Genomic DNA, 19,661 nt, shown 5'->3' on the forward strand with positions numbered 1-19,661 from the left:
TCGTCAGACGATCCGCACGCCGGCGCGATACGTCGCGCGCGGCACCGGCAACGTGTCGAGCATCGTGACGCGCACGAAGTCCGCGCGCAAACCCGCTTCGATCGCCCCGCGGTCATGCAAGCCCGCTGTGCGGGCCGGTTCGGCGGAGACCGTCGCCATGGCGCGCGGCAGGCTCCAGCCGGCCTTGCCGACGAGTTCGAACACTGCCGTCATTAGACTGGACGGCACGTAATCCGAGGACAGGATATCCAGCAAGTCCGCCTTCGCCAGTTCGAGCGCCGACACGTTGCCGGAATGCGAGCCGCCGCGCACGATATTCGGCGCCCCCATGATGGTCGAAATGCCGTGCTCGCGTGCCGTCTCGGCGGCGATGCGGGTGGTCGGAAATTCCGCCAGCACGATGCCTTCGGCCTTGGCCTGTTCGACGTGCTCGATCAGCGTGTCATCATGGCTCGCCACCGGAATGCCGAGCCGGTTGCAGCGTGCCACGATCTCGCGGCGGTGCGCGTCGGCGTACCGTTCCTGTTCGACGGACAGTTCGGCCAACGCGGTAGCCACGTGTTCGTCAGTCAGCTTGCCGTTGCGCTCCTGGAAGCGGCGCCATTGTTCTCGATCGTGCCATTGGCGCTGGCCGGGGGTGTGATCCATCACCGAGGCGAGCCGCAGCAACGGATGCGCGCACAACGAATCGAACACCTCGACCACGTCGGCGGTGGCGATTTCGCAGCGCAGATGCAGAAAGTGTTCGGCGCGCAGCAGCTTGCGCTCGGAGAACCGCGTGAGCGATTCGGCGCACTGCGTTTGCAGATCGCGGCCGCGCAGCCCTACGTTCGAGCGCGAACCGATCGCGAGCGCATCGAACACCGTGGTAATGCCGGCCGCCGCCACTTGCGCGTCGTGGATCACGAAGGCGGCATCAGTATTCCATTGCACGCCCGGACGCGGCGCCAGATGCTTCTCGAGGTTGTCCGTGTGCAGTTCGATCAAACCCGGCAACAGATAGTCGCCGTCCCAATCTTCCGCTTCGCGCGCCGAGGTCGTGCCACGCTCGACGTCGCGAATCACGCCGTCTTCGATGCGTAGCACGCCGGTAAATACTTCATCTCGCGTCACGATGCGAGCGTTCCTGATCAACATCGACTTGCTCCGTAGTCTGTCTTGGGTGGTGCAACGCAGTGTTTCGATTCAGTCTTTCGATTCAGTGCTTCGCACCCAGTGTTTCAGCTTAGTGGTTCAGTTTAGTGCCGTTTCGTGTCAGCTAGTGCCGTAGCGGCGGCTGGAGTTCGAGGCGGCGCGTGGCAACCTTGTTGCGGGTATCTTCGTCGTGAAAGATGCCGACGATCGCCGCGCCACGCTCGCGGGCTTCGACAATCAGATCGGCGACCACGTCGCGGTTCTCCGCGTCGAGCGAGGCCGTGGGCTCGTCGAGCAGCAGTAGCGGATGTCCGGCGATCAAGCCGCGGGCGATGTTCACGCGTTGCTGTTCGCCGCCGGAGAAGGTGGCGGGCGCGAGCGACCACAGACGCTCGGGCACGTTCAACCGCGCCAGCAGGGCAGCAGCACGCGCTCGGGCTTCATCTTCCGCCACGCCGCGCGACAACAGCGGTTCGGCGACGAGCGTGAGCGTCGGCACACGCGGAATCACGCGCAGAAACTGGCTGACGTAGCCGACCACGCCGCGGCGCAGACGCAGCACGTCGTGCGGCTCAGCGCCGGTGATCGACACCGGCTGCCCGTCATCCGCCGCGGCGTCGCGAATTGCAATGGAGCCCGTACTGGCCAGATAATTGCCGTACAAACAGCGCAGCAGCGTACTCTTGCCAGCACCTGAAGGCCCGACCAGCACGACACACTCGCCGCGTTCGACATCGAGCGACACGCCCGCGAGCGCTTCGATCTGCACGCCACCCTGGCCGTGCAGCGTGAAGGTCTTACCGATACCGACCGCGCGCAGCATCAGTGCGTTGTTCTCGATAAACGCGCGTTCAGCGGCGTGTGATTCCTTGCTTGTTTCAATGGATCGCATTGTGAGCCTCAAACCGGCAGAACCGAGGAAACCAGCGTTTGCGTGTACGGATGCTGCGGATCGTCGAGTACCTGGTCCGTCAGACCGGCCTCGACCACTTCACCGCCTTGCATGACCATCAAGCGATGTGCCAGCAGGCGCGCCACGCCGATATCGTGCGTCACGATCAGCACCGACAGATGCAGCGTGGATGTCAGCGTGCGCAGCAAATCGAGTAGGCGCGCCTGTACCGATACGTCGAGACCGGCGGTCGGTTCGTCCATGAAGACAAGCCGCGGACCAGTGACGAGATTACGCGCGATCTGCAAACGCTGCTGCATGCCGCCGGAAAACGCCGCCGGAAATTCGTCGATGCGTGTGGCGTCGAGTTCGACGCGCTCCATCCACTGTGTTGCCGTGTGGCGGATATCGCCATAGTGGCGGGCACCGACGGCCATCAACGGCTCGCCGATATTCGCACCGGCGGAGACGCCACTGCGCAGGCCGTCGCGCGGATTCTGCTGCACGAAGCCCCACTCGGTGCGCATCAATAGACGCCGGCGCGGTTCGGACAAGGCAAGCAGATCGAGCTTTTCGCCATGCGTGGCCGTGTAATGGAGCGAGCCGCTATCGGTTTCGGTTTTCAGGGCGAGCGCATTTAACAGCGTGGTTTTGCCCGAGCCGGATTCGCCGACGATGCACAGCACTTCGCCCGGATACAGATCGAAGCTGACGTTCCTGCAGCCGTTGCGGCCGCCAAATTGTTTGGTGAGCGAACGGGCGCTCAGCAGCGGCGTCATGCGGTTTCTCCTTGGCGCGCTTCGTATGACGGCAGCTCGAGGTCCTGATCGCCGCGGCGTTCGTGGCAGTAATCGCTATCCGAGCAAACGAACATGCGCTTGCCGGCGTCGTCGACGATCATTTCGTCGAGGAAGCTTTCCGTCGATCCGCACAGCGCACACGCATGCTGCCACTTCTGCACTTCGAACGGATGATCGTCAAAGTCGAGACTGCGCACGGGGGTGTACGGCGGGATTGCGTGAATGCGCCGTTCGCGGCCCGCGCCGAACAATTGCAGCGCGGGGTTCATATGCATCTTCGGATTGTCGAACTTCGGAATCGGCGACGGTGAGCTCAGATAGCGGTGGTTGACGATCACGGGGTAGTCGTACGTGGTGGCGATGCTGCCGTGATGGACGATGTCCTCGTACAGTTTCACACTGATCAACCCGTAATCGGCCAGTGCGTGCAACTTCTTGCATTCGGTCGCGCGCGGTTCCAGCTTGTATAGCGGTTCGGGCATCGGCACCTGGTAGACCAGAATCTGCTTATCGGTGAGCGGCGCTTCGGGAATCCGGTGGCGTGTCTGGATGATCGTCGCTTCGGTCGTGCGGCGCGTGGTCGCCACGCCCGTGGTGCGCGCGAAGAAGCGGCGGATGTTGACCGCGTTGGTGGTTTCGTCGGAGCCCTGATCGATAACCTTCAGCGTATCGTGCTTGCCGATGATCGCCGCGGTTACCTGAATGCCGCCTGTGCCCCAGCCATACGGCAACGGCATTTCCCGCGAGCCGAACGGCACCTGATAGCCTGGCACGGCGACCGCCTTGAGCAACGCGCGGCGCAGCATGCGCTTGGTCTGTTCGTCGAGGTAGGCGAAGTTGTAACCGTCCGCGGCGCTGTCGTACGACGCAGTGGTGAGAGATGTGACCGGCGCGTTCATGCGGCTTGCTCCTGCTGATCGTGATCCTGATCCTTGTCTTGATCTTCGCCCTGATTTTTACCCGCTGCGCCGTGTTGCGCCCGCAGGCGTCGCACGAGTTCGAGTTCGGACTGGAAGTCGACGTAGTGAGGCAATTTCAGATGCTGAACGAAGCCGGACGCTTCGACGTTATCGCTGTGCGAGAGCATGAATTCGATGTCCTGGGTCGGCGAGCCGAGCGTTTCGCCGAGCTCCTCAGCGCGTAACGCGCGATCCACCAGTGCCATTGCCATCGCTTTGCGTTCCGCATGTCCGAACGCGAGGCCATAGCCTTGCGTGAAAGTGGGCGGCACGTCGCCGCTGCCGGCGAACTGGTTGATCATCTGGCATTCGGTGATATCGATGTCGCCGATTTCGACCGCCTCACCCAACTCGTCGAGCTCCATTTCGACGGCGATCGTGCCGAAGCGGATCTCGCCGGCAAACGGATGCGAATGCGCGTAGCCGCGTTGTGTGGCGTAGCCCATGGCGAGCAGGAAGCCTTCGTCGCCGCGAGCGAGATTCTGCAAACGCGTGGCGCGGCTCGCAGGAAATGCGAGCGGCTCGCGCGAAAGGTCGCCGGGTTCCGGCGCTTCCGGCGTGGGGCGTTCCTGTTCGATCAGGCCTTCCTTGTCGAGCAGTGAGACCACGCGCGGCATGGCCTCTGCTGCGGCCTGAGCGGCTTGATTGGAAGCCGGGGTTGCGGCCGCATCGATTCCCGCATCGCCTTCGGCGAGCAATGCGAAATCCAGCAGACGCTGCGTGTAATCGTAAGTCGCGCCGAGCAACTGGCCACCGGGCACGTCCTTGAACGTCGCCGAAATGCGGCGCGCCACTTGCATGTCTTCCGTGTCGATCGCCTGCGTGTAACCGAAACGCGGCAACGTGGTGCGGTATGCACGCAACAGAAAGATCGCTTCGACCAGATCGCCTGCGGCCTGTTTGATTGCGAGCGCGGCGAGTTCTTCGTCGTAGACCGAACCTTCGGTCATCACTCGCGCGACGGCGAGACGCAATTGCTCGCGAATCTGCGCGACGCTGAGTTCGGCCAGCCGCGTATCGCCGCGGCGTGCCTTGTCGAGCAGACGCCACGACGCTTCGATCGCGCGTTCTCCACCCTTGACGGCAACGTACATCAGTTCACCTTCGCTTGAGTTGTGCGCGGCAGGCCGATCAACGTGCTGCCGCAGACGAGATAACAATCGATGCCGCACGGGAAGAGCGGCGCGAGGGCAGCGCGTTCGCGCCAGAAATGCTCGGGCAGGCCGATTGGCGCGATGGTCGCCGTGTGCTGGATGCCGGGGCCGCTCAGCACGACCGGTGCGCCTCCTGTCAACGCTTCGACGCGGATCAGCAACGTCACCGATTGCTCCGGCGATTCCGCGGCGCCGAGTGCAAAGCTTTCCAGCGCCGGCATTGCGCTTGCGTCGTGGATATAGGCGAAAGCGGCAAGTCCTGGTTCGTCGACGAGCGGCGCGCCGGTGTGAAATCGCAGTGCCGACGCCAGCGCCGTATCGGCTTGTGCGAGCCATACGGGCGTGGCGTAGTCGCACAGCGTCAGCAGCGTGGCGAATGCGGCGAGCGCGGCGTGAGTGGCCCGCACCTCCGGCAAACCTTTTTCGACGACGCCCACCGTGCCGGGACGCGACAACGCGTCGAGCAAGGTGCGGAATACCGCCTGGGTGTCGTGGACCGGGTCTGCGAAACCGGGCGTTAGTGTGGACAATGAAGTGGACAACGAACTAGACAATGCAATCTGCGAGTTTTCCATCAGTCGCCTCTGACCATCGTGAAGAATTCGACGCGTGTCGCCGCCGCATCCTGCCGGCGCTCCGCGCGTTCAGCGGCTTGCCGTGCGGCAAGCGGCCCGATCAATTGCTGATGCAAGGCAGCGTGATGCTCGGGCATTTGCAGCAGTGCATCGGCCAGCGCCGCCAGTTCGGCGCGGCGGCGGTCGCGGCCCAGATGACACGCAACGCCGACGGCTGCCGTTGCGTCACCCGAGGCGCGCAGCCGCAACGTGGCGCGCGTGACGGTGGCTTCACCGAGATTGAACGGGTCGCCGCTGCCACCGACGCGGCCGCGCACCATCGCGAGGCCGATTTCGGGTGGCCGCAGCCAGTCGTAAGCAGGGGGCGGGACGCCTTGCAGCGCGCGATCTAGTGCGGCTTCGAGATCGGCGCGCGGCGTGCGGGCCAGCACGGCCATCCATGCGCGCCGCATGGCGGAGGAAGGCGAGACGGAAGTGGCACTCATCGAAATTCCTGTTGATCCAGCGAATGGACATTTGACCATCTATTCATCTAAACGTCTAGACGTTTAGGGGTATGCTTGTCGGGCGTTGTCGCGCATCGCCGCCGTTTCACATTTTCATCACGGCTTGCGCACTACAATGCATGGCATAGCGAATATTTGAACCCAGGGGAATGACAGCACCATGACATCGAACGACAACGCGACGTCGGGCACGCTGCTCGAACGCGGCGCGGGCGTTGCCGTCTGGCGGCAGATCGAGCAGATTCTGGCGGCGGAAATCGCCGCGAGCGGCTTCGGCGAAGAAGGCCGGTTGCCGAGCGAGGGTGAACTGGCCAAGCGCTTCGACGTGAACCGGCATACCGTGCGCCGGGCCATGCTCGGTCTTGCCGCATTGGGTCTCGTCAGCGTCGAGCAGGGACGCGGCACGTTCGTGCAGCCCGGCGCGATCGACTATACGATCGGCCGGCGCACGCGGTTTACAGAAAACTTGCGCCAGCAGCATCATGCTGCGGCGGGCACGATGTTGTCGGCCGCGCGCGTGAAGGCCGAGCCGAATGTCGCGAAGGCGCTCAGCCTGCGGGCGGGCGCATTGGTCTACCGGATCGAGACGCTGCACGAATCGGATGGCGTGCCGCTCACGTTCGCGCGCAACTGGTATCCGGCCGCGCGTTTTCCGGACTTCCCGGAGGTGCTGGAGCGTACCGGCGGCGTGACCAAGGCGATGGCCGAATTGGGCGTAACCGATTATCTGCGTAAGTGGAGCCGTATCGGCAGCGTGTTGCCGGAGCCGGAAGTGGCGCGGCGTTTGAATATCAACCGCCAGCAGCCGGTGTTGTGGGTCGAAAACGTCGACGTCGATCTGGAAGGCACACCGATTAAATACGGCTTCACGCATTTTGCGGCGGACCGTGTGCAGTTGCTGGTGGAGCACGAAGTATGAGCGCCGTGGTGGGGAGCATCGGCGCTCAGGTCGAATGGCGCAACGACGCACGTTTCGCGGTCTATTACGCGCCGTCGCGCGAGTCGGTGTGGTGGCAGGCGGGTTCGGCGTGGTTAGGGCGTGATGCGGAACGCGGCGAGCGATGTGCGTCGCCACAACCGGAACGCCTGACGCGTCCGCTCGCGGATCTAACCGAAGCACCGCGCCGCTATGGTTGGCACGGCACGCTGGTCGCGCCGTTTCGTCTCGCTGAAGGCATCACTCAACAGGACGTGCTGGAAGCGACGCGTCAATGGGCACAGACGCAAAGCGCATTCGCGTTGTCGGTCGAAGCCGCGACGCTCGGCGATTTCGTCGCGCTGCGTCCCGCGGATCAAAGCGGTGAAGCGAACATTGGCGCCGTTGCCGCAAGTGCCTTGCGCTCCCTCGATGCACTGCGTGCGAGACCGTCCGCGGCCGATCTCGCACGCCGTCTCGCCGCGCCGTTGAGCGAACGGCAACGTGCATTGCTGATCGAATGGGGTTATCCGTACGTGTTCGACGAATTCCGTTTTCACATGACGCTATCCAGTTCTCTCGCCGATGCCGGAGAGCGCGCGACGCTGGTTGCCTGGTGGCAGGCGAAAACGCCCGCGCTCGGGCCGCTCGCTATCGATCATGCGGCGCTCTTTGTCGAACCCGCGCCCGGCGAGCCGTTTGTCCTGTGGCAACGTGTGCCGTTCCAGACCGACGAGGTGAAATAACAATGGCAGGTCGTTTGATCTATGTAATGGGGCCGTCCGGCGCGGGCAAGGATTCATTGCTGGCTTTTGCGCGCCGCCGCCTGATGGGCGAGCCGATTCTGTTTGCGCATCGCTACATCACGCGGCCGAGCGGCAACGGTGAAGAGCATGTTGCGTTGAGCGTCGAAGAATTCGCGGCGCGTTCGGTGCTCGGTCTGTTCGCGCTCGAGTGGTCGAGCCACTCACTGCGTTATGGCATCGGTATCGAGCTCGATGCCTGGCTTGCACGTGGATGCACGGTCGTCGTCAATGGGTCACGTCAGCATTTGCAGCATACGTTGGCGCGCTATCCGCACACGGAAGTCGTGCATGTGGACGCAGCGCCCCATATTCTCGAAGCCCGGCTCGGCGCGCGGGCGCGTGAGTCGGCGGAACAGGTCGCGGCCAGGCTTGCACGACGGGCACCGTTTTCGCTGCCGGAGGGGCTTCGGTGCACGACGATCGATAACTCCGGGGCGCTGGAAGATGCGGGGCACGAGCTGATTGCGTTTTTGCAGGCGGAAGCCGACATTCCCGACGTTCGATAGGCTCGACTACCCAGTCACCGCCATCCGCTCTTTGGTGGCTTCCTGCAAGCACGACACAAACTGCAGCACCGCCGGCGTGGGCAACAGATCACGCCGCGAGATGATGCTGAGATCGTAACTTGGGAGCACCTCTTCAATCTGCGCGATGCGGATGCCCAGCGGCGCGACCATCTGCGCCAACGGCCGCGTAAAGCAGCCGATCACATCCGTTTGCGACACCAGCCCGAGCGTCACCGCGAACGACGACGGCGCTCGCAGCAGCCGCTTTGGCACGGGCAAGCCGTGCGCGTTGAACATCGCCATCATCACGCTATGCGGAAAGTGATCGGCGCCCACCGTCACGATCCACTCGGCGTCGAGCAATTCGTGCAGACGCGTGACGTTCGCCGGTGGATGCCCGGCACGCATCGCAATGACAAACTGCGTCGAGTAGAGCGGCGCTTGCACCAGGTCGCTGTCGAGCGCCTGCACATGATGGATCGCCGCCATATCGAGCGCGCCGTTACGCAAACGCGCGACGGCATCCGGAATCGTGACTTCTTCCAGATGCAGATTCACCAGCGGCATCGCGCGGCGAAACTTCGAAACCGCGTGCGGCAGAGCAGTCAACGCGATCGACGGCATCGTGCCCACGCTCACCTTGCCGGCCAGTTCCCCCTTCACCTGTTCGACCGCTTCGACCGTGCGGCGCATATCGCCTAGCAACTGTTCCGCGCGCGGTAACAGCGCCAGCCCGCACGCGGTCAACTCGATGCCGCGCACGCTGCGCACCATCAGCTCGGCATTCAGCGCGCTCTCCAACTCGCGGATCGTATGCGTGACGGCCGGTTGCGTCACGCCGAGCTCGCGCGCGGCGGCGCGCAGACTGCGGTGATGGGCGGCGGCGACGAACGCTTGCAGCTGTTGCAGCTTCATTGGGGTAATCCCGTATATAAAGCTTGTTAATCGGGGTGAAAAAAACAGCATCTTATTCGAACAAAATGGCGTGGCTATAGTGCTTGCCTATTTGCCGCGTTATGCGGCCTGATTTCCCATGGAGCGATAGATGAGCGAAGCCGCGCGTTTTACTGAAGTGTCCGACCTGGTGCCTGCCGCCGACAGCCTGCGCGAGATCCGCCATCACATCCATCACCACCCGGAGCTTGCCTACGAAGAGGTGCAAACCGGCGCGCTGGTGGCCGAGAAGCTCGAGCAATGGGGCTGGCAGGTCACGCGCGGGGTCGGTCAAACTGGTGTGGTGGGCACGCTGAAGGTGGGCGACGGCACGCGCAGTATCGGTATTCGCGCTGACATGGACGCGCTGCCGATCATCGAACAAACCGGTCTGCCGTATGCGAGCGGTACGCACGGCAAGATGCACGCGTGCGGCCACGACGGCCACACGACGATGCTGCTCGGCGCCGCGCAGCACCTTGGCGCGACGCGCAATTTCTCGGGCACCGTGCATCTGTACTTCCAGCCGGCCGAAGAAAGCGGCATCGACAGCGGTGCGATGAAGATGATCAACGACGGCCTGTTCGAGCGCTTCCCGTGCGACGCCGTGTTCGGTCTGCACAATCATCCGGGCGAGGAGCCCGGGGTGATGCTGTTCCGCAAGGGGCCGTTCATGTCGGCGGGCGACAAGGCGATCATCACAATCGAAGGCGTCGGCGGTCATGCGGCGCGTCCGCATCTGACAGTGGATCCGGTGGTGGTGGCTGCGAGCATCGTGATGGCGTTGCAGACGATCGTCGCGCGTAACGTCGACCCGTCGCAGCCGGCGGTGGTGACGGTCGGTTCGATGCATGCGGGCACCGCGAACAATGTGATTTCCAGCAGCGCGAGGCTGGAATTGAGCGTGCGTTCGTTCAGCCCCGAAGTGCGCGCATTGCTGAAAAAGCGCATTACCGAACTCGCCGAAAGCCAGGCCGCGAGCTATGGCGGCAAGGCGGTGGTGGAGTACATCGAAGGCTATCCGGTGGTGATCAATTCGGATGCCGAAACGGACTTCGCGGTGCAGGTGGCGCGCGAACTGGTCGGCAACGACAAAGTGGTCGAGCAGACCGACATCCTGATGGGCAGCGAAGATTTCGCCTTCATGCTGCAGAAACGCCCCGGCACGTTTCTGCGGATCGGTAACGGTGCGGGCGAAGACGGCTGCATGGTGCACAACCCGCATTACGACTTCAACGATCGCAATCTGCCGGTCGGCGCGGCATTCTGGACGCGGCTGGTGGAGCGGTATCTGGGGCAATGAGGGGGCAACAAGAAGCCAATGAGGCGCCTCAGATGCTCATGACGAGCCGATGAGCGGGCATTGAGTTCGCAGCGCCGCAAGGGCCGTGAGGGCCGCAAGGCGGCGCTCAACCTGACCATCATGCTGCCGGCGGCGAGCACCGGCCTGGTCGCGATTGCGCCGACGTATGCGCAGATCGGTCCCGCCGCGCCGCTGCTGATCGTGCTGGCGCGTCTTTACTTCGCCTATCTGCGTGCGATTGCGTGCGTTCAATCACCCGCCCGCGGACAACCGCATGTAATCAACCGCGCCGCGCCACCATCTCCGAGACTGTCTGCGCGGCCTGCTGCAAAGGCTCCAGAAACGCCTTCACCATCTGCTTGGCCGAATTGCGCTGAGCGTTGCCGCTGATATTCATCGCCGCGATCACGCGCCCCTGGCGATTGCGAATCGGCGCGGACAACGAAATCAGACCGCCTTCCAGCTCCTGGTCGACGATTGCCCATCCCTGGCGGCGCACCTGCGCGATCAGCTTTTTCAGCTCTTCCTTGTCGGTCACCGTGCGCGGCGTGTGCGCGTAGAGCGGCGCCGAATTCAAGGTCGCTTCGAGCGTTTCGTCGTCGAGCGCGGCCAGCAGCACACGGCCCATCGACGTGCAATACGCCGGCAAGCGGCTGCCGATCGACAGGTTGATGGTCATGATCTTGTGCGTCGGCACGCGCAGCACGTAGACGATTTCGGTGCGATCGAGCACCGCCGCCGAGCAACTCTCGTGAACCTGCGCCGACAGATTTTCCATCACCGGTTCGGCGAGATTCCAGAACGGCATCGAGGTCAGATACGCGAAACCGAGGTCGAGAATCTTTGGCGTGAGGCGGAACAGGCGGCCTTCGGCCTCGACATAGCCGAGTGTCTGTAACGTCAGCAGAATCCGGCGTGCGCCGGCGCGTGTCAGGCCGGTGGCGGTGGCAACGTCGGTGAGCGTCTGTTCGGGGTGGGCGGCATTGAACGCGCGGATGACCGAGAGGCCTCGCGCGAACGACTGCACATACGAGTCGCCCGGTTTGTCCGAGGCCGGTTCGGCGCTCGCAGGAACGGCAGAAGACGGCGGCAGGGCTTTGCTCATGGACCTTGAGAGATGCGTTCGAAGAAGGGCGCACTGCGCTCGCGCGGTTCAGCCGGCGCGATGCGGCGCAAAGGCGTGACGATAGCTTAAGCCTTCTGTTTCGCCAACTTTGCCCACTTTTGCTCGAAAAGCTCAGGGTTTGCATGGATGCCGCCGGCGTCTGAAATTTGTATGATGACCCGACAACATGCATCGAGGCATCCATGTTCGACAAGATTCCTGTGCGCGCGCTGAGCGATACCGTCGCGCAGCAGTTGCTCAAGCAGATTGACAAAGGGACCTTCGCGCGCGTCGGGAAGCTGCCGACCGAGGCGGTGTTGGCGCAGCAGTTCGGCGTGAGCCGCACGGTGATCCGTGAGGCGATTTCGCGGTTGAAGAACGAAGGCGTGGTCGAGCCGCGCCAGGGTAGTGGCGTGTTCATCGCCGCACACGGTGCGATCCGGCCGTTGCGCATCGATTACGCGGAAGCGGTTGAAGCGGGCTCGGTGCTGCAAATCCTCGCGCTGCGGCGGGCGATCGAGGCGGAAGTTGCCTCGGAAGCCGCCATGCGCCGCAGCGACGCGGACATGATGTCGATCGACACCGCCCTCGCGAAAATCGACGAAGCCGTGGCCGAAGGCGAGAACGGCGTCGCCGAAGATGTCGCGTTCCACCGCGCAATCGCCGCGGCAACCGGCAATCCGTATTTCCTCAAGACGCTCATCTTCCTGAATCAGTACCTCGAAGCCGGCACCGTGGTCACGCGCCGCAACGAAGCGCTGCGCGATGATTTCTCACGTCAGGTGCGCGAAGAGCATGCGGCCATCGTCGCGGCGATCCGGGCGGGCGATCCGATGGCGGCGCGTGACGCGGCGAGCACGCATATGAACAATGCGGCACGGCGGCTCGCGGAAGCGGGTATTTGCTGAGCTGAACTGAGCCGGCCCGGGTTGGGGTGAGGTGGGGCTCCATCGGGGCGCTTGTGGCTAACCAATGTAGAGGTCAGGTATGTCCAGAAAAGTCGGCGTTATCGGTCTCGGGGCGATGGGCATGGGCGTCGCGCGCTCGCTGCTGCGCGCGGGCTTTCAGGTCCACGCGTGCGATCTGCGCAGGGAGATCCTGCAAGCGTTCGTTGCGGCAGGCGGCGTCGGCTGTGCATCGCCTGCCGAGCTTGGCGCGCAATGCGAGGTGGTCGTCACGCTGGTCGTGAATGCCGCCCAAACCGAAACGGTGCTATTCGGCGCGCAAGGCGCGGTCGCCGCAATGAATCCAGGCAGCGTGGTGATTGCAAGCGCAACCGTGGCGCCGGACTTCGCGATCGAACTTGGCAAGCGTATCGAAGCGGCCGGTTTGCAGATGCTCGACGCGCCGGTGTCCGGTGGCGCGGTGCGTGCCGCGTCCGGCGAAATGACGATGATGACGTCGGGCCCGGACACCGCCTATGCCGCCTGCGAGGACGTGCTGGCTGCGATGGCCGGCAAGGTTTATCGGCTGGGCTCGGCGCACGGCGCGGGTTCGAAGGTGAAGATCATCAATCAGTTGCTGGCCGGCGTGCATATCGCCGCGGCCGCCGAGGCGATGGCGCTCGGTTTGCGCGAAGGCGTCGATCCTGATGCGCTGTATGAGGTCATCACGCATAGCGCGGGCAATTCGTGGATGTTCGAGAACCGCGTGCCGCATATTCTGAGCGGCGATTACACGCCCCTCTCGGCGGTCGATATCTTCGTCAAGGATCTCGGTCTGGTGCTCGATACCGCGCGCGGCTCGAAATTTCCCTTGCCCTTGTCGGCGGCGGCGCATCAGATGTTCATGATGGCGTCGACCGCGGGGTATGGCGGCGAGGACGATTCCGCGGTGATCAAGATTTTCCCCGGCATTGACTTGCCGGCGGTGAAATAAGCGCGGAGCCGGCCATGACCACTCCGTCAGGACGCGCGCTGCTCGGCTGCATCGCCGACGATTTCACCGGCGCCACCGATCTCGCCAACATGCTGGTGCGCGGCGGCATGCGCACGGTGCAGACCATCGGCGTGCCGGCTTCGAATGATGCGGTTGAAGCCGATGCGTTAGTCGTCGCGCTGAAATCACGCACGATTTCCGCCGTCGATGCAGTCGCGCAATCGCTCGCCGCGCTCGACTGGCTGCGCGCGCAAGGATGCCGCCAGTTCTTTTTCAAATACTGTTCGACGTTCGATTCGAACGACGCCGGTAACATCGGCCCAGTCACGGATGCCTTGCTCGATGCATTGTCCGCTGGAGTTGGAGCAACGGCCTTTACGATTGCCTGCCCGGCGTTTCCTGAGAACGGCCGCACGATCTATCGCGGGTATCTGTTCGTCGGCGATACGTTGTTGAACGAATCGGGCATGGAAAACCATCCGCTGACGCCGATGCGCGATGCAAACCTCGTACGCGTACTTCAGCGACAGACTGAATCGAAAGTCGGCCTGGTGCGTTACGACACAGTGGCAAAAGGCGTGTCGAGCGTACGCGAATCCTTTGATGCATTACGCGGCGACGGCGTGCGAATGGCGATCGCCGATGCCGTATCGGACACGGATCTATGCATACTCGGCGAGGCATGTGCCGATCTCACGCTGATCACGGGGGGCTCCGGCGTAGCGCTAGGGCTGCCCGCCAACTTTCGCCGCGCCGGCTTGCTCGCGGAAAGTAACGATGCCGCGCAATTGCCGCGTGCCGAAGGATTCTCGGCGGTGCTGGCCGGCAGTGCCTCGAAAGCGACCAACGCGCAAGTGGCGGCCTGGCGAGAAACGCGGCCTGCGTTCCGCATCGATCCGCTTGCGGCGGCGCGTGGCGAGCCGGTTGTCGAGCAGGCGCTGGCCTTTGCGCAGCAGTGCCTGGATAAAGGCGAACCCGTGTTGATCTATGCCACTGCCACGCCCGACGAAGTCAAAGCCGTGCAACACCAGCTCGGCGTCAACAAAGCGGGGCACCTGGTCGAATCCACGCTGGCGTCGATCGCACGCGGTTTGCGCGAGCGCGGTGTGCGCAAGTTCGTGGTGGCGGGCGGTGAAACCTCGGGGGCCGTGGTGCAGGCGCTCGACGTGCGTACGTTGCGGATCGGCGCGCAGATCGATCCGGGCGTGCCCGCCACCGCAACGACGGACGCCGAGCCGCTCGCGCTCGCGTTGAAATCCGGCAACTTCGGCACGATCGACTTTTTCGAAAAGGCACTGCGTCACCTGGATGGAGCCGCGCAATGACCGCCACGCCTGCACTTCATACGACGAACGAAGCACGAGTCCGCGAAGAAATCTGCGTGACCGGTGCGAGTCTCTATCAACGCGGCTATACGGTGGGCAGCGCGGGCAATATCAGCGCCCGCCTCGACGACGGCTGGCTGATCACGCCGACCGATGCCTGCCTCGGCCGGCTCGATCCGGCTGATATCGCCAAGGTCGATTTTGACGGCAACGCGGTGTCCGGCGGCAAGCCGTCGAAAACGCTGGCGCTGCATCGGGGCATCTATGCACGCAACGGCGAGGCGCGCGGCATCGTCCACACGCATTCGACGCATCTGGTTGCATTGACGCTCGCCGGCGTGTGGAGCGACGACGATGTTCTGCCGCCGATTACGCCTTACTACGTGATGAAAGTGGGCCACGTCCCCCTGATTCGTTACAAACGACCCGGCGACCCGCATGTGGCCGAGCAGATCGCCGCGCTGGCAGGCACCGTCCGCGCGGTTTTGCTCGAGCGCCTTGGCCCGGTGGTGTGGGAGCGCTCAGTGGCGCAGGCGTCGTATGTGCTCGAAGAACTCGAAGAGACCGCGCGTCTGTGGCTGATGACGAACCCGCGGCCCGCGCCACTCGACGATGCGGCGCTTGACGAACTTCGGAGGGTGTTTGGCGCACGCTGGTAGACGCCGACAAAAGCAAAGCCGGGTGGCGCTGCCACGCTGGCAGATAGGTACTGACATGCAGGTGATCGACGCGATGGTGGCTTGTCCCAAGGAGGCAGACCCATCGATCGTGAGATCGAAATCTCGCCCGCGGAGCATGCATTCACTCATTGCGGCTCGCGCGCGCTGAACCGGACTGTTTCCAAGGAGTTGCCGCCATGCCTCGCTTCGCCGCCAACCTGACCATGATGTACAACGAACACGCGTTCCTCGACCGTTTCGCCGCTGCGGCAAAAGACGGCTTCAAGGCAGTGGAGTTTCTGTTCCCCTACGATTTCCGTGCCGGGGAAATCAAGGCACGGCTCGAAGCGCACGGTCTGACCCAGGCGCTCTTCAATGCGCCACCCGGCGACTGGGCCGCGGGCGAACGCGGCATCGCTTCGCTGCCGGGCCGCGAAGACGAATTTCGCCGCAGCATCGAAACCGCGCTTGATTACACGCGCGTGCTCGGCAATCGCAAACTGCATGTCATGGCGGGCTTGATCGGTGCAGATCAGCCGCGGGCGAAGCATCGCGAGGTGTACCTGAAAAATCTCGCTTATGCCGCCAAGGCCGCGTTAGAGGAGGGCATCACCGTCGTGATCGAGCCGATCAATACGCGCGATATGCCGGGCTTCTTTCTGAACCGCCAGGACGACGCGCAGGCGATTTGCGCGGAAGTGGGTGCGCCGAATCTCAAGGTGCAGTTCGACTGCTATCACTGCCAGATCGTCGAAGGCGACCTTGCAGCGAAGCTCAAACGCGACATGGCAGGCATCGGCCACATTCAGGTTGCGGGTGTGCCGGAACGCCACGAGCCCGATATCGGCGAATTGAATTATCCGTATCTGTTCGATCTGATCGACACGCTGGGCTATGACGGCTACATCGGTTGCGAATACCGGCCACGGGCCGGCACATCGGCGGGACTCGGCTGGCTCAAGCCGTATCTGAACGCCGCTCGCTAATAGTGATAAAGCAAGGACAAAGCACATCATGAAAGTACTGATTACCGGCGGTGCGGGCTTTCTTGGCCAGCGTCTCGCGCGCGAACTGTTGGCGCGCGGTACGGTGAAGGATGCGCACGGCAAGCCGCAAGCGATTACCGAACTGGTGCTGCTCGACGTGGTGCATGGAAGCGATTTCGGCGACAGCCGCGTGCGTACGGAAGTGGGCGACATCGCCGAGCGCAGCGTGCTCGACAGCGCGATCGACGACAGGACCGCAGCGATCTTCCATCTTGCCGCGATCGTAAGCGGGCAGGCCGAGGCGGATTTCGATCTCGGCATGCGCATCAATCTGGACGCGTCGCGCTTGCTGCTGGAAACCTGCCGGCAGCGTGGGCACACGCCGCGGGTAGTGTTCACGAGTTCAGTGGCCGTGTATGGCGGCGATCTACCCAAGATCGTGCAAAACGACACCGCGCTGAATCCGCAATCGTCGTATGGCGCGCAGAAGGCGATCGCAGAGTTGTTGCTCAACGATTACACGCGGCGCGGTTTCGTCGACGGCCGGGTGTTGCGGCTGCCCACCATTAGCGTGCGGCCGGGCAAGCCGAATGCGGCGGCGTCGTCGTTCGCGAGCGGCATCATTCGCGAGCCATTGAACGGCGAAACCGCGGTGTGCCCGGTAGCGGGCACGACGCGCCTGTGGCTGCTGTCGCCGCGCAAGGCGATCGAAAGCCTGATCGCCGGACTCGAGCTCGATTCCGCTGCACTCGGCAACCAGCGCGTGCTGAATCTGCCGGGGATTTCGGTGAGCGTCGACGAGATGGTGGCGGCGCTGCGCGAGGTGGCCGGCGAAGAGACTGCAAGGCGGATCGTGTGGGCGCCGGATGCGCGGGTGGAGAAGATTGTCGGCAGCTGGCCGGGGCAGTGGGACTCCTCGCGTGCCGAACGGCTCGGGTTGGCCGGCGAGCGCAGCTTCGCCGATGTGATTCGCAGCTATATCGCCGACGAGCGGATTCAGATCCGCTGATAGCGCGCGTGCCGGGACAGACGTTTCAAGGACATCATGGCTGGCAGAACGGTCCAAAGCCTTGTCGCGCCAAGCGTAAAAGCACGTCTGCCGGCACGAGTGCGCCAATCTTCAGATCGTTGACATCGCTATGCAACAGGGCCGCCGGCCTGCACGTATTCCCTGGTCCGGAGTTGGCTTCGCTTGACATGGTTTCGGCCACGCGCCTATTATCGTGTCTAGTTGTTCGATATATGACCGTGTGTTCGTTTATAGAACAAATGGCCGCAATTCCAGGCCCATCGTTCACCATCCTGCGCTAAGCTGAATTGACGCGACGGCTGCCACGCGGCCGTTTCCCATTGCACTCGCCGGGTCGATGCTGCGGAGCATCTGGCTCGCGCCATGCGCAAGCGGCCGGCGCCACTAACGAGTATCCGCTAGCGGCACAGCGCACGCAGCACACCAACTGGAGACATCACATGACCGAAGCATTCCTGTGCGACGCGATTCGCACCCCCATCGGCCGCTATGCGGGCTCGTTGTCGTCGGTTCGCGCCGACGATCTGGGCGCGGTGCCGCTCAAAGCGCTGATGGAGCGCAATAAAGGCGTCGACTGGAACGCGATCGACGACGTGATCTACGGCTGCGCGAACCAGGCCGGTGAAGACAACCGCAACGTCGCGCGCATGTCGCTGTTGCTGGCCGGTTTGCCGCTAGACGTGCCGGGCTCCACGGTGAACCGCCTGTGCGGCTCGGGCATGGACGCCGTCGGCATCGCCGCGCGCGCGATCAAGTCGGGTGAGGCCGCGCTGATGGTGGCCGGCGGTGTCGAAAGCATGAGCCGCGCGCCGTTCGTAACGGGCAAGGCCACTAGCGCGTTTTCGCGCCAGGCCGAAATCTATGACACTACGATCGGCTGGCGTTTCGTCAATCCATTGACGAAGAAGCTGTACGGTGTCGATTCGATGCCGGAGACCGGCGAAAACGTCGCCACCGACTACAAGATCAGCCGCGCCGATCAGGACGCTTTTGCGCTGCGCAGTCAGCAGAAAGCGGCACGCGCGCAACGCGACGGCACGCTCGCGCAGGAAATCGTCGGCGTGACGATCGCGCAGAAGAAGGGCGATCCGATCACCGTGTTGCAAGACGAACACCCGCGTGAAACCAGCCTTGAAACGCTGGCCAAACTGAAGGGCGTGGTGCACCCGGACGGCACGGTCACGGCAGGCAATGCTTCGGGCGTGAACGACGGTGCAGCGGCTTTGCTGCTTGCCAACGAAGAAACCGCGAAACGCTTCGGCCTCACGCCGCGTGCTCGCGTGCTGGGTATCGCAACGGCAGGTGTCGCGCCGCGTGTGATGGGCATCGGCCCGGCACCCGCCACGCAGAAGTTGCTGGCTCGCCTGAACATGACCATCGACCAGTTCGACGTGATCGAACTGAACGAAGCATTCGCCTCGCAAGGTCTTGCTGTGCTGCGCGCGCTCGGCGTCGCGGATGACGATGCGCGCGTGAATCCGAACGGCGGCGCGATCGCGCTCGGCCACCCGCTCGGCATGAGCGGCGCGCGTCTGGTCACGACCGCGATGTATCAACTGCACCGCACGCAAGGCCGTTTTGCACTGTGCACGATGTGTATCGGCGTCGGTCAAGGCATCGCGATCGCTATCGAACGTGTGTGATGGTTTGGCGCTTGTGCAGGAAAGCGTCACGGCGTCATTAGACGTGATGCGCGGCATATAGCGTTCCTGTGACAGCATCATGAACAGCCCCTTCGCTCAGGCGACGGGGCTGTTTTATTTATGCGCAGCCTATTGGCTCACCGGCTATTGAATGTGTGTTTAATCGATGTAAATCATTGATTTCGATCGCATTGTGGCGAATGCCATCAATAAAAAGTGATTGGCCATTAGCTCGTCATGCAGTATGTATTTAATGCCGTGTGCATATCGCGTAGTGTCGCCGTATAGCGATGGACGAAAAGATTAAAGCAGTGCTGTCAACCGGCAAGATACCGCTGTGACGACCCGCCGCGGCATTTCGCATCATGTCGCCCGTTGATTTGAAAATCACAACATAAACAATCGTAGCTTCTTGTAAGGCATGTACAATCGTTGCGCCGCACCCCGCATTAATAAGTGAATTCCTGAAACTGTATTTATTCCTGGCGTTAATCGGCATCCTGCGCGGCATCCTGCGGTTTCAGATCGCCGTAACGCCAGACCGAACAAAT

General features: G+C 63.1%; 20 protein-coding genes and 1 pseudogene. 12 read left to right on the top strand and 9 right to left on the bottom strand.

What is annotated here, in order from left to right; genetic code table 11:
• Positions 1-3 precede the first annotated feature (3 nt).
• From HHL24_RS13375 to phnG, 7 genes are all read right to left on the bottom strand, one after another.
• Complete coding sequence (locus tag HHL24_RS13375; protein ID WP_169485931.1) at positions 4-1,137, bottom strand: alpha-D-ribose 1-methylphosphonate 5-triphosphate diphosphatase; 1,134 nt, start codon at positions 1,135-1,137, stop codon at positions 4-6.
• Positions 1,138-1,258: 121 nt separating this feature from the next.
• Positions 1,259-2,026 carry a phosphonate C-P lyase system protein PhnL gene (gene phnL / locus HHL24_RS13380; protein ID WP_169485932.1) on the bottom strand — a complete coding sequence of 256 codons (768 nt, stop codon included), beginning with the start codon at positions 2,024-2,026 and terminating at the stop codon, positions 1,259-1,261.
• A gap of 8 nt (positions 2,027-2,034) precedes the next feature.
• Complete coding sequence (gene phnK, locus HHL24_RS13385; protein ID WP_169485933.1) at positions 2,035-2,805, bottom strand: phosphonate C-P lyase system protein PhnK; 771 nt, start codon at positions 2,803-2,805, stop codon at positions 2,035-2,037.
• Positions 2,802-3,725: an alpha-D-ribose 1-methylphosphonate 5-phosphate C-P-lyase PhnJ gene (locus HHL24_RS13390; RefSeq protein ID WP_169485934.1), complete on the bottom strand. Its 924-nt coding sequence runs from the start codon at positions 3,723-3,725 to the stop codon at positions 2,802-2,804. Before HHL24_RS13390 ends, phnK begins: the two co-directional genes overlap by 4 nt.
• Positions 3,722-4,879 (bottom strand): carbon-phosphorus lyase complex subunit PhnI, encoded by a 1,158-nt coding sequence (locus HHL24_RS13395; RefSeq protein ID WP_169485935.1) that lies wholly within the window; start codon positions 4,877-4,879, stop codon positions 3,722-3,724. The genes HHL24_RS13390 and HHL24_RS13395 overlap by 4 nt, the downstream gene beginning before the upstream one ends.
• A complete protein-coding gene (gene phnH / locus HHL24_RS13400; RefSeq protein WP_169485936.1) occupies positions 4,879-5,514 on the bottom strand; it encodes a phosphonate C-P lyase system protein PhnH in 636 nt (211 codons plus the stop codon). The genes HHL24_RS13395 and phnH overlap by 1 nt, the downstream gene beginning before the upstream one ends.
• Positions 5,514-5,999, bottom strand: coding sequence for a phosphonate C-P lyase system protein PhnG (gene phnG, locus HHL24_RS13405; protein WP_169485937.1), 486 nt, complete (start codon positions 5,997-5,999; stop codon positions 5,514-5,516). The genes phnH and phnG overlap by 1 nt, the downstream gene beginning before the upstream one ends.
• A gap of 181 nt (positions 6,000-6,180) precedes the next feature.
• Between phnG and phnF the strand changes: the two genes are divergently transcribed.
• Genes phnF through phnN form a run of 3 tightly spaced genes read left to right on the top strand, consistent with a single transcriptional unit; the run spans position 6,181 to position 8,248 of the window.
• Positions 6,181-6,939: a phosphonate metabolism transcriptional regulator PhnF gene (gene phnF / locus HHL24_RS13410; RefSeq protein WP_169485938.1), complete on the top strand. Its 759-nt coding sequence runs from the start codon at positions 6,181-6,183 to the stop codon at positions 6,937-6,939.
• Positions 6,936-7,682, top strand: coding sequence for a DUF1045 domain-containing protein (locus HHL24_RS13415; RefSeq protein ID WP_169485939.1), 747 nt, complete (start codon positions 6,936-6,938; stop codon positions 7,680-7,682). Before phnF ends, HHL24_RS13415 begins: the two co-directional genes overlap by 4 nt.
• A 2-nt stretch (positions 7,683-7,684) precedes the next feature.
• Positions 7,685-8,248, top strand: coding sequence for a phosphonate metabolism protein/1,5-bisphosphokinase (PRPP-forming) PhnN (phnN, locus tag HHL24_RS13420; protein ID WP_169485940.1), 564 nt, complete (start codon positions 7,685-7,687; stop codon positions 8,246-8,248).
• A gap of 6 nt (positions 8,249-8,254) precedes the next feature.
• Here phnN and HHL24_RS13425 read toward each other — a convergent pair whose 3' ends face one another.
• Positions 8,255-9,163 carry a LysR family transcriptional regulator gene (locus tag HHL24_RS13425; RefSeq protein ID WP_169485941.1) on the bottom strand — a complete coding sequence of 303 codons (909 nt, stop codon included), beginning with the start codon at positions 9,161-9,163 and terminating at the stop codon, positions 8,255-8,257.
• Between the two features lie 130 nt (positions 9,164-9,293).
• Between HHL24_RS13425 and HHL24_RS13430 the strand changes: the two genes are divergently transcribed.
• Entirely contained in the window at positions 9,294-10,484 is a 1,191-nt protein-coding gene (locus HHL24_RS13430) for a M20 aminoacylase family protein (protein WP_169485942.1), read from the top strand.
• 84 nt (positions 10,485-10,568) lie between these two features.
• Positions 10,569-10,700: pseudogene (locus HHL24_RS13435) on the top strand (MFS transporter); the annotation flags it as partial.
• Between the two features lie 64 nt (positions 10,701-10,764).
• On the opposite strand, the gene HHL24_RS13440 reads toward HHL24_RS13435, so the two are convergent.
• Positions 10,765-11,589: an IclR family transcriptional regulator gene (locus HHL24_RS13440; protein ID WP_169485943.1), complete on the bottom strand. Its 825-nt coding sequence runs from the start codon at positions 11,587-11,589 to the stop codon at positions 10,765-10,767.
• 203 nt (positions 11,590-11,792) lie between these two features.
• Between HHL24_RS13440 and HHL24_RS13445 the strand changes: the two genes are divergently transcribed.
• The 7 genes from HHL24_RS13445 (at position 11,793) to pcaF (ending at position 19,110) form a co-directional block, all read left to right on the top strand.
• Positions 11,793-12,497 (top strand): FadR/GntR family transcriptional regulator, encoded by a 705-nt coding sequence (locus HHL24_RS13445; RefSeq protein ID WP_169485944.1) that lies wholly within the window; start codon positions 11,793-11,795, stop codon positions 12,495-12,497.
• Positions 12,498-12,576: 79 nt separating this feature from the next.
• Positions 12,577-13,467: an L-threonate dehydrogenase gene (gene ltnD / locus HHL24_RS13450; RefSeq protein WP_169485945.1), complete on the top strand. Its 891-nt coding sequence runs from the start codon at positions 12,577-12,579 to the stop codon at positions 13,465-13,467.
• Between the two features lie 14 nt (positions 13,468-13,481).
• Positions 13,482-14,792 (top strand): 3-oxo-tetronate kinase, encoded by a 1,311-nt coding sequence (gene otnK, locus HHL24_RS13455; RefSeq protein WP_169485946.1) that lies wholly within the window; start codon positions 13,482-13,484, stop codon positions 14,790-14,792.
• Positions 14,789-15,451 carry a 3-oxo-tetronate 4-phosphate decarboxylase gene (otnC, locus tag HHL24_RS13460; protein ID WP_169485947.1) on the top strand — a complete coding sequence of 221 codons (663 nt, stop codon included), beginning with the start codon at positions 14,789-14,791 and terminating at the stop codon, positions 15,449-15,451. The genes otnK and otnC overlap by 4 nt, the downstream gene beginning before the upstream one ends.
• Before the next feature lie 197 nt (positions 15,452-15,648).
• Positions 15,649-16,437, top strand: a complete 789-nt coding sequence (otnI, locus tag HHL24_RS13465; RefSeq protein WP_169485948.1) for a 2-oxo-tetronate isomerase — start codon at positions 15,649-15,651, stop codon at positions 16,435-16,437.
• Positions 16,438-16,465: 28 nt separating this feature from the next.
• Entirely contained in the window at positions 16,466-17,446 is a 981-nt protein-coding gene (gene denD / locus HHL24_RS13470; protein WP_169485949.1) for a D-erythronate dehydrogenase, read from the top strand.
• 461 nt (positions 17,447-17,907) lie between these two features.
• Positions 17,908-19,110 carry a 3-oxoadipyl-CoA thiolase gene (gene pcaF, locus HHL24_RS13475; RefSeq protein ID WP_169485950.1) on the top strand — a complete coding sequence of 401 codons (1,203 nt, stop codon included), beginning with the start codon at positions 17,908-17,910 and terminating at the stop codon, positions 19,108-19,110.
• The last annotated feature ends 551 nt before the right edge of the window (positions 19,111-19,661 follow it).

This window comes from Paraburkholderia polaris, from assembly GCF_012927345.1.
Lineage (GTDB): Bacteria > Pseudomonadota > Gammaproteobacteria > Burkholderiales > Burkholderiaceae > Paraburkholderia > Paraburkholderia polaris.

Coding starts and splice junctions, on each gene's coding strand:
- HHL24_RS13395 (WP_169485935.1), bottom strand. CDS start 4,879: ATGTACGTTGCCGTCAAGGGTGGAGAACGCGCGATCGAAGCGTCGTGG.
- pcaF (WP_169485950.1), top strand. CDS start 17,908: ATGACCGAAGCATTCCTGTGCGACGCGATTCGCACCCCCATCGGCCGC.
- phnL (WP_169485932.1), bottom strand. CDS start 2,026: ATGCGATCCATTGAAACAAGCAAGGAATCACACGCCGCTGAACGCGCG.
- HHL24_RS13415 (WP_169485939.1), top strand. CDS start 6,936: ATGAGCGCCGTGGTGGGGAGCATCGGCGCTCAGGTCGAATGGCGCAAC.
- denD (WP_169485949.1), top strand. CDS start 16,466: ATGAAAGTACTGATTACCGGCGGTGCGGGCTTTCTTGGCCAGCGTCTC.
- HHL24_RS13430 (WP_169485942.1), top strand. CDS start 9,294: ATGAGCGAAGCCGCGCGTTTTACTGAAGTGTCCGACCTGGTGCCTGCC.
- phnK (WP_169485933.1), bottom strand. CDS start 2,805: ATGACGCCGCTGCTGAGCGCCCGTTCGCTCACCAAACAATTTGGCGGC.
- phnN (WP_169485940.1), top strand. CDS start 7,685: ATGGCAGGTCGTTTGATCTATGTAATGGGGCCGTCCGGCGCGGGCAAG.
- ltnD (WP_169485945.1), top strand. CDS start 12,577: ATGTCCAGAAAAGTCGGCGTTATCGGTCTCGGGGCGATGGGCATGGGC.
- otnC (WP_169485947.1), top strand. CDS start 14,789: ATGACCGCCACGCCTGCACTTCATACGACGAACGAAGCACGAGTCCGC.
- HHL24_RS13390 (WP_169485934.1), bottom strand. CDS start 3,725: ATGAACGCGCCGGTCACATCTCTCACCACTGCGTCGTACGACAGCGCC.
- otnI (WP_169485948.1), top strand. CDS start 15,649: ATGCCTCGCTTCGCCGCCAACCTGACCATGATGTACAACGAACACGCG.
- otnK (WP_169485946.1), top strand. CDS start 13,482: ATGACCACTCCGTCAGGACGCGCGCTGCTCGGCTGCATCGCCGACGAT.
- phnG (WP_169485937.1), bottom strand. CDS start 5,999: ATGAGTGCCACTTCCGTCTCGCCTTCCTCCGCCATGCGGCGCGCATGG.
- HHL24_RS13445 (WP_169485944.1), top strand. CDS start 11,793: ATGTTCGACAAGATTCCTGTGCGCGCGCTGAGCGATACCGTCGCGCAG.
- HHL24_RS13375 (WP_169485931.1), bottom strand. CDS start 1,137: ATGTTGATCAGGAACGCTCGCATCGTGACGCGAGATGAAGTATTTACC.
- phnH (WP_169485936.1), bottom strand. CDS start 5,514: ATGGAAAACTCGCAGATTGCATTGTCTAGTTCGTTGTCCACTTCATTG.
- phnF (WP_169485938.1), top strand. CDS start 6,181: ATGACATCGAACGACAACGCGACGTCGGGCACGCTGCTCGAACGCGGC.
- HHL24_RS13425 (WP_169485941.1), bottom strand. CDS start 9,163: ATGAAGCTGCAACAGCTGCAAGCGTTCGTCGCCGCCGCCCATCACCGC.
- HHL24_RS13440 (WP_169485943.1), bottom strand. CDS start 11,589: ATGAGCAAAGCCCTGCCGCCGTCTTCTGCCGTTCCTGCGAGCGCCGAA.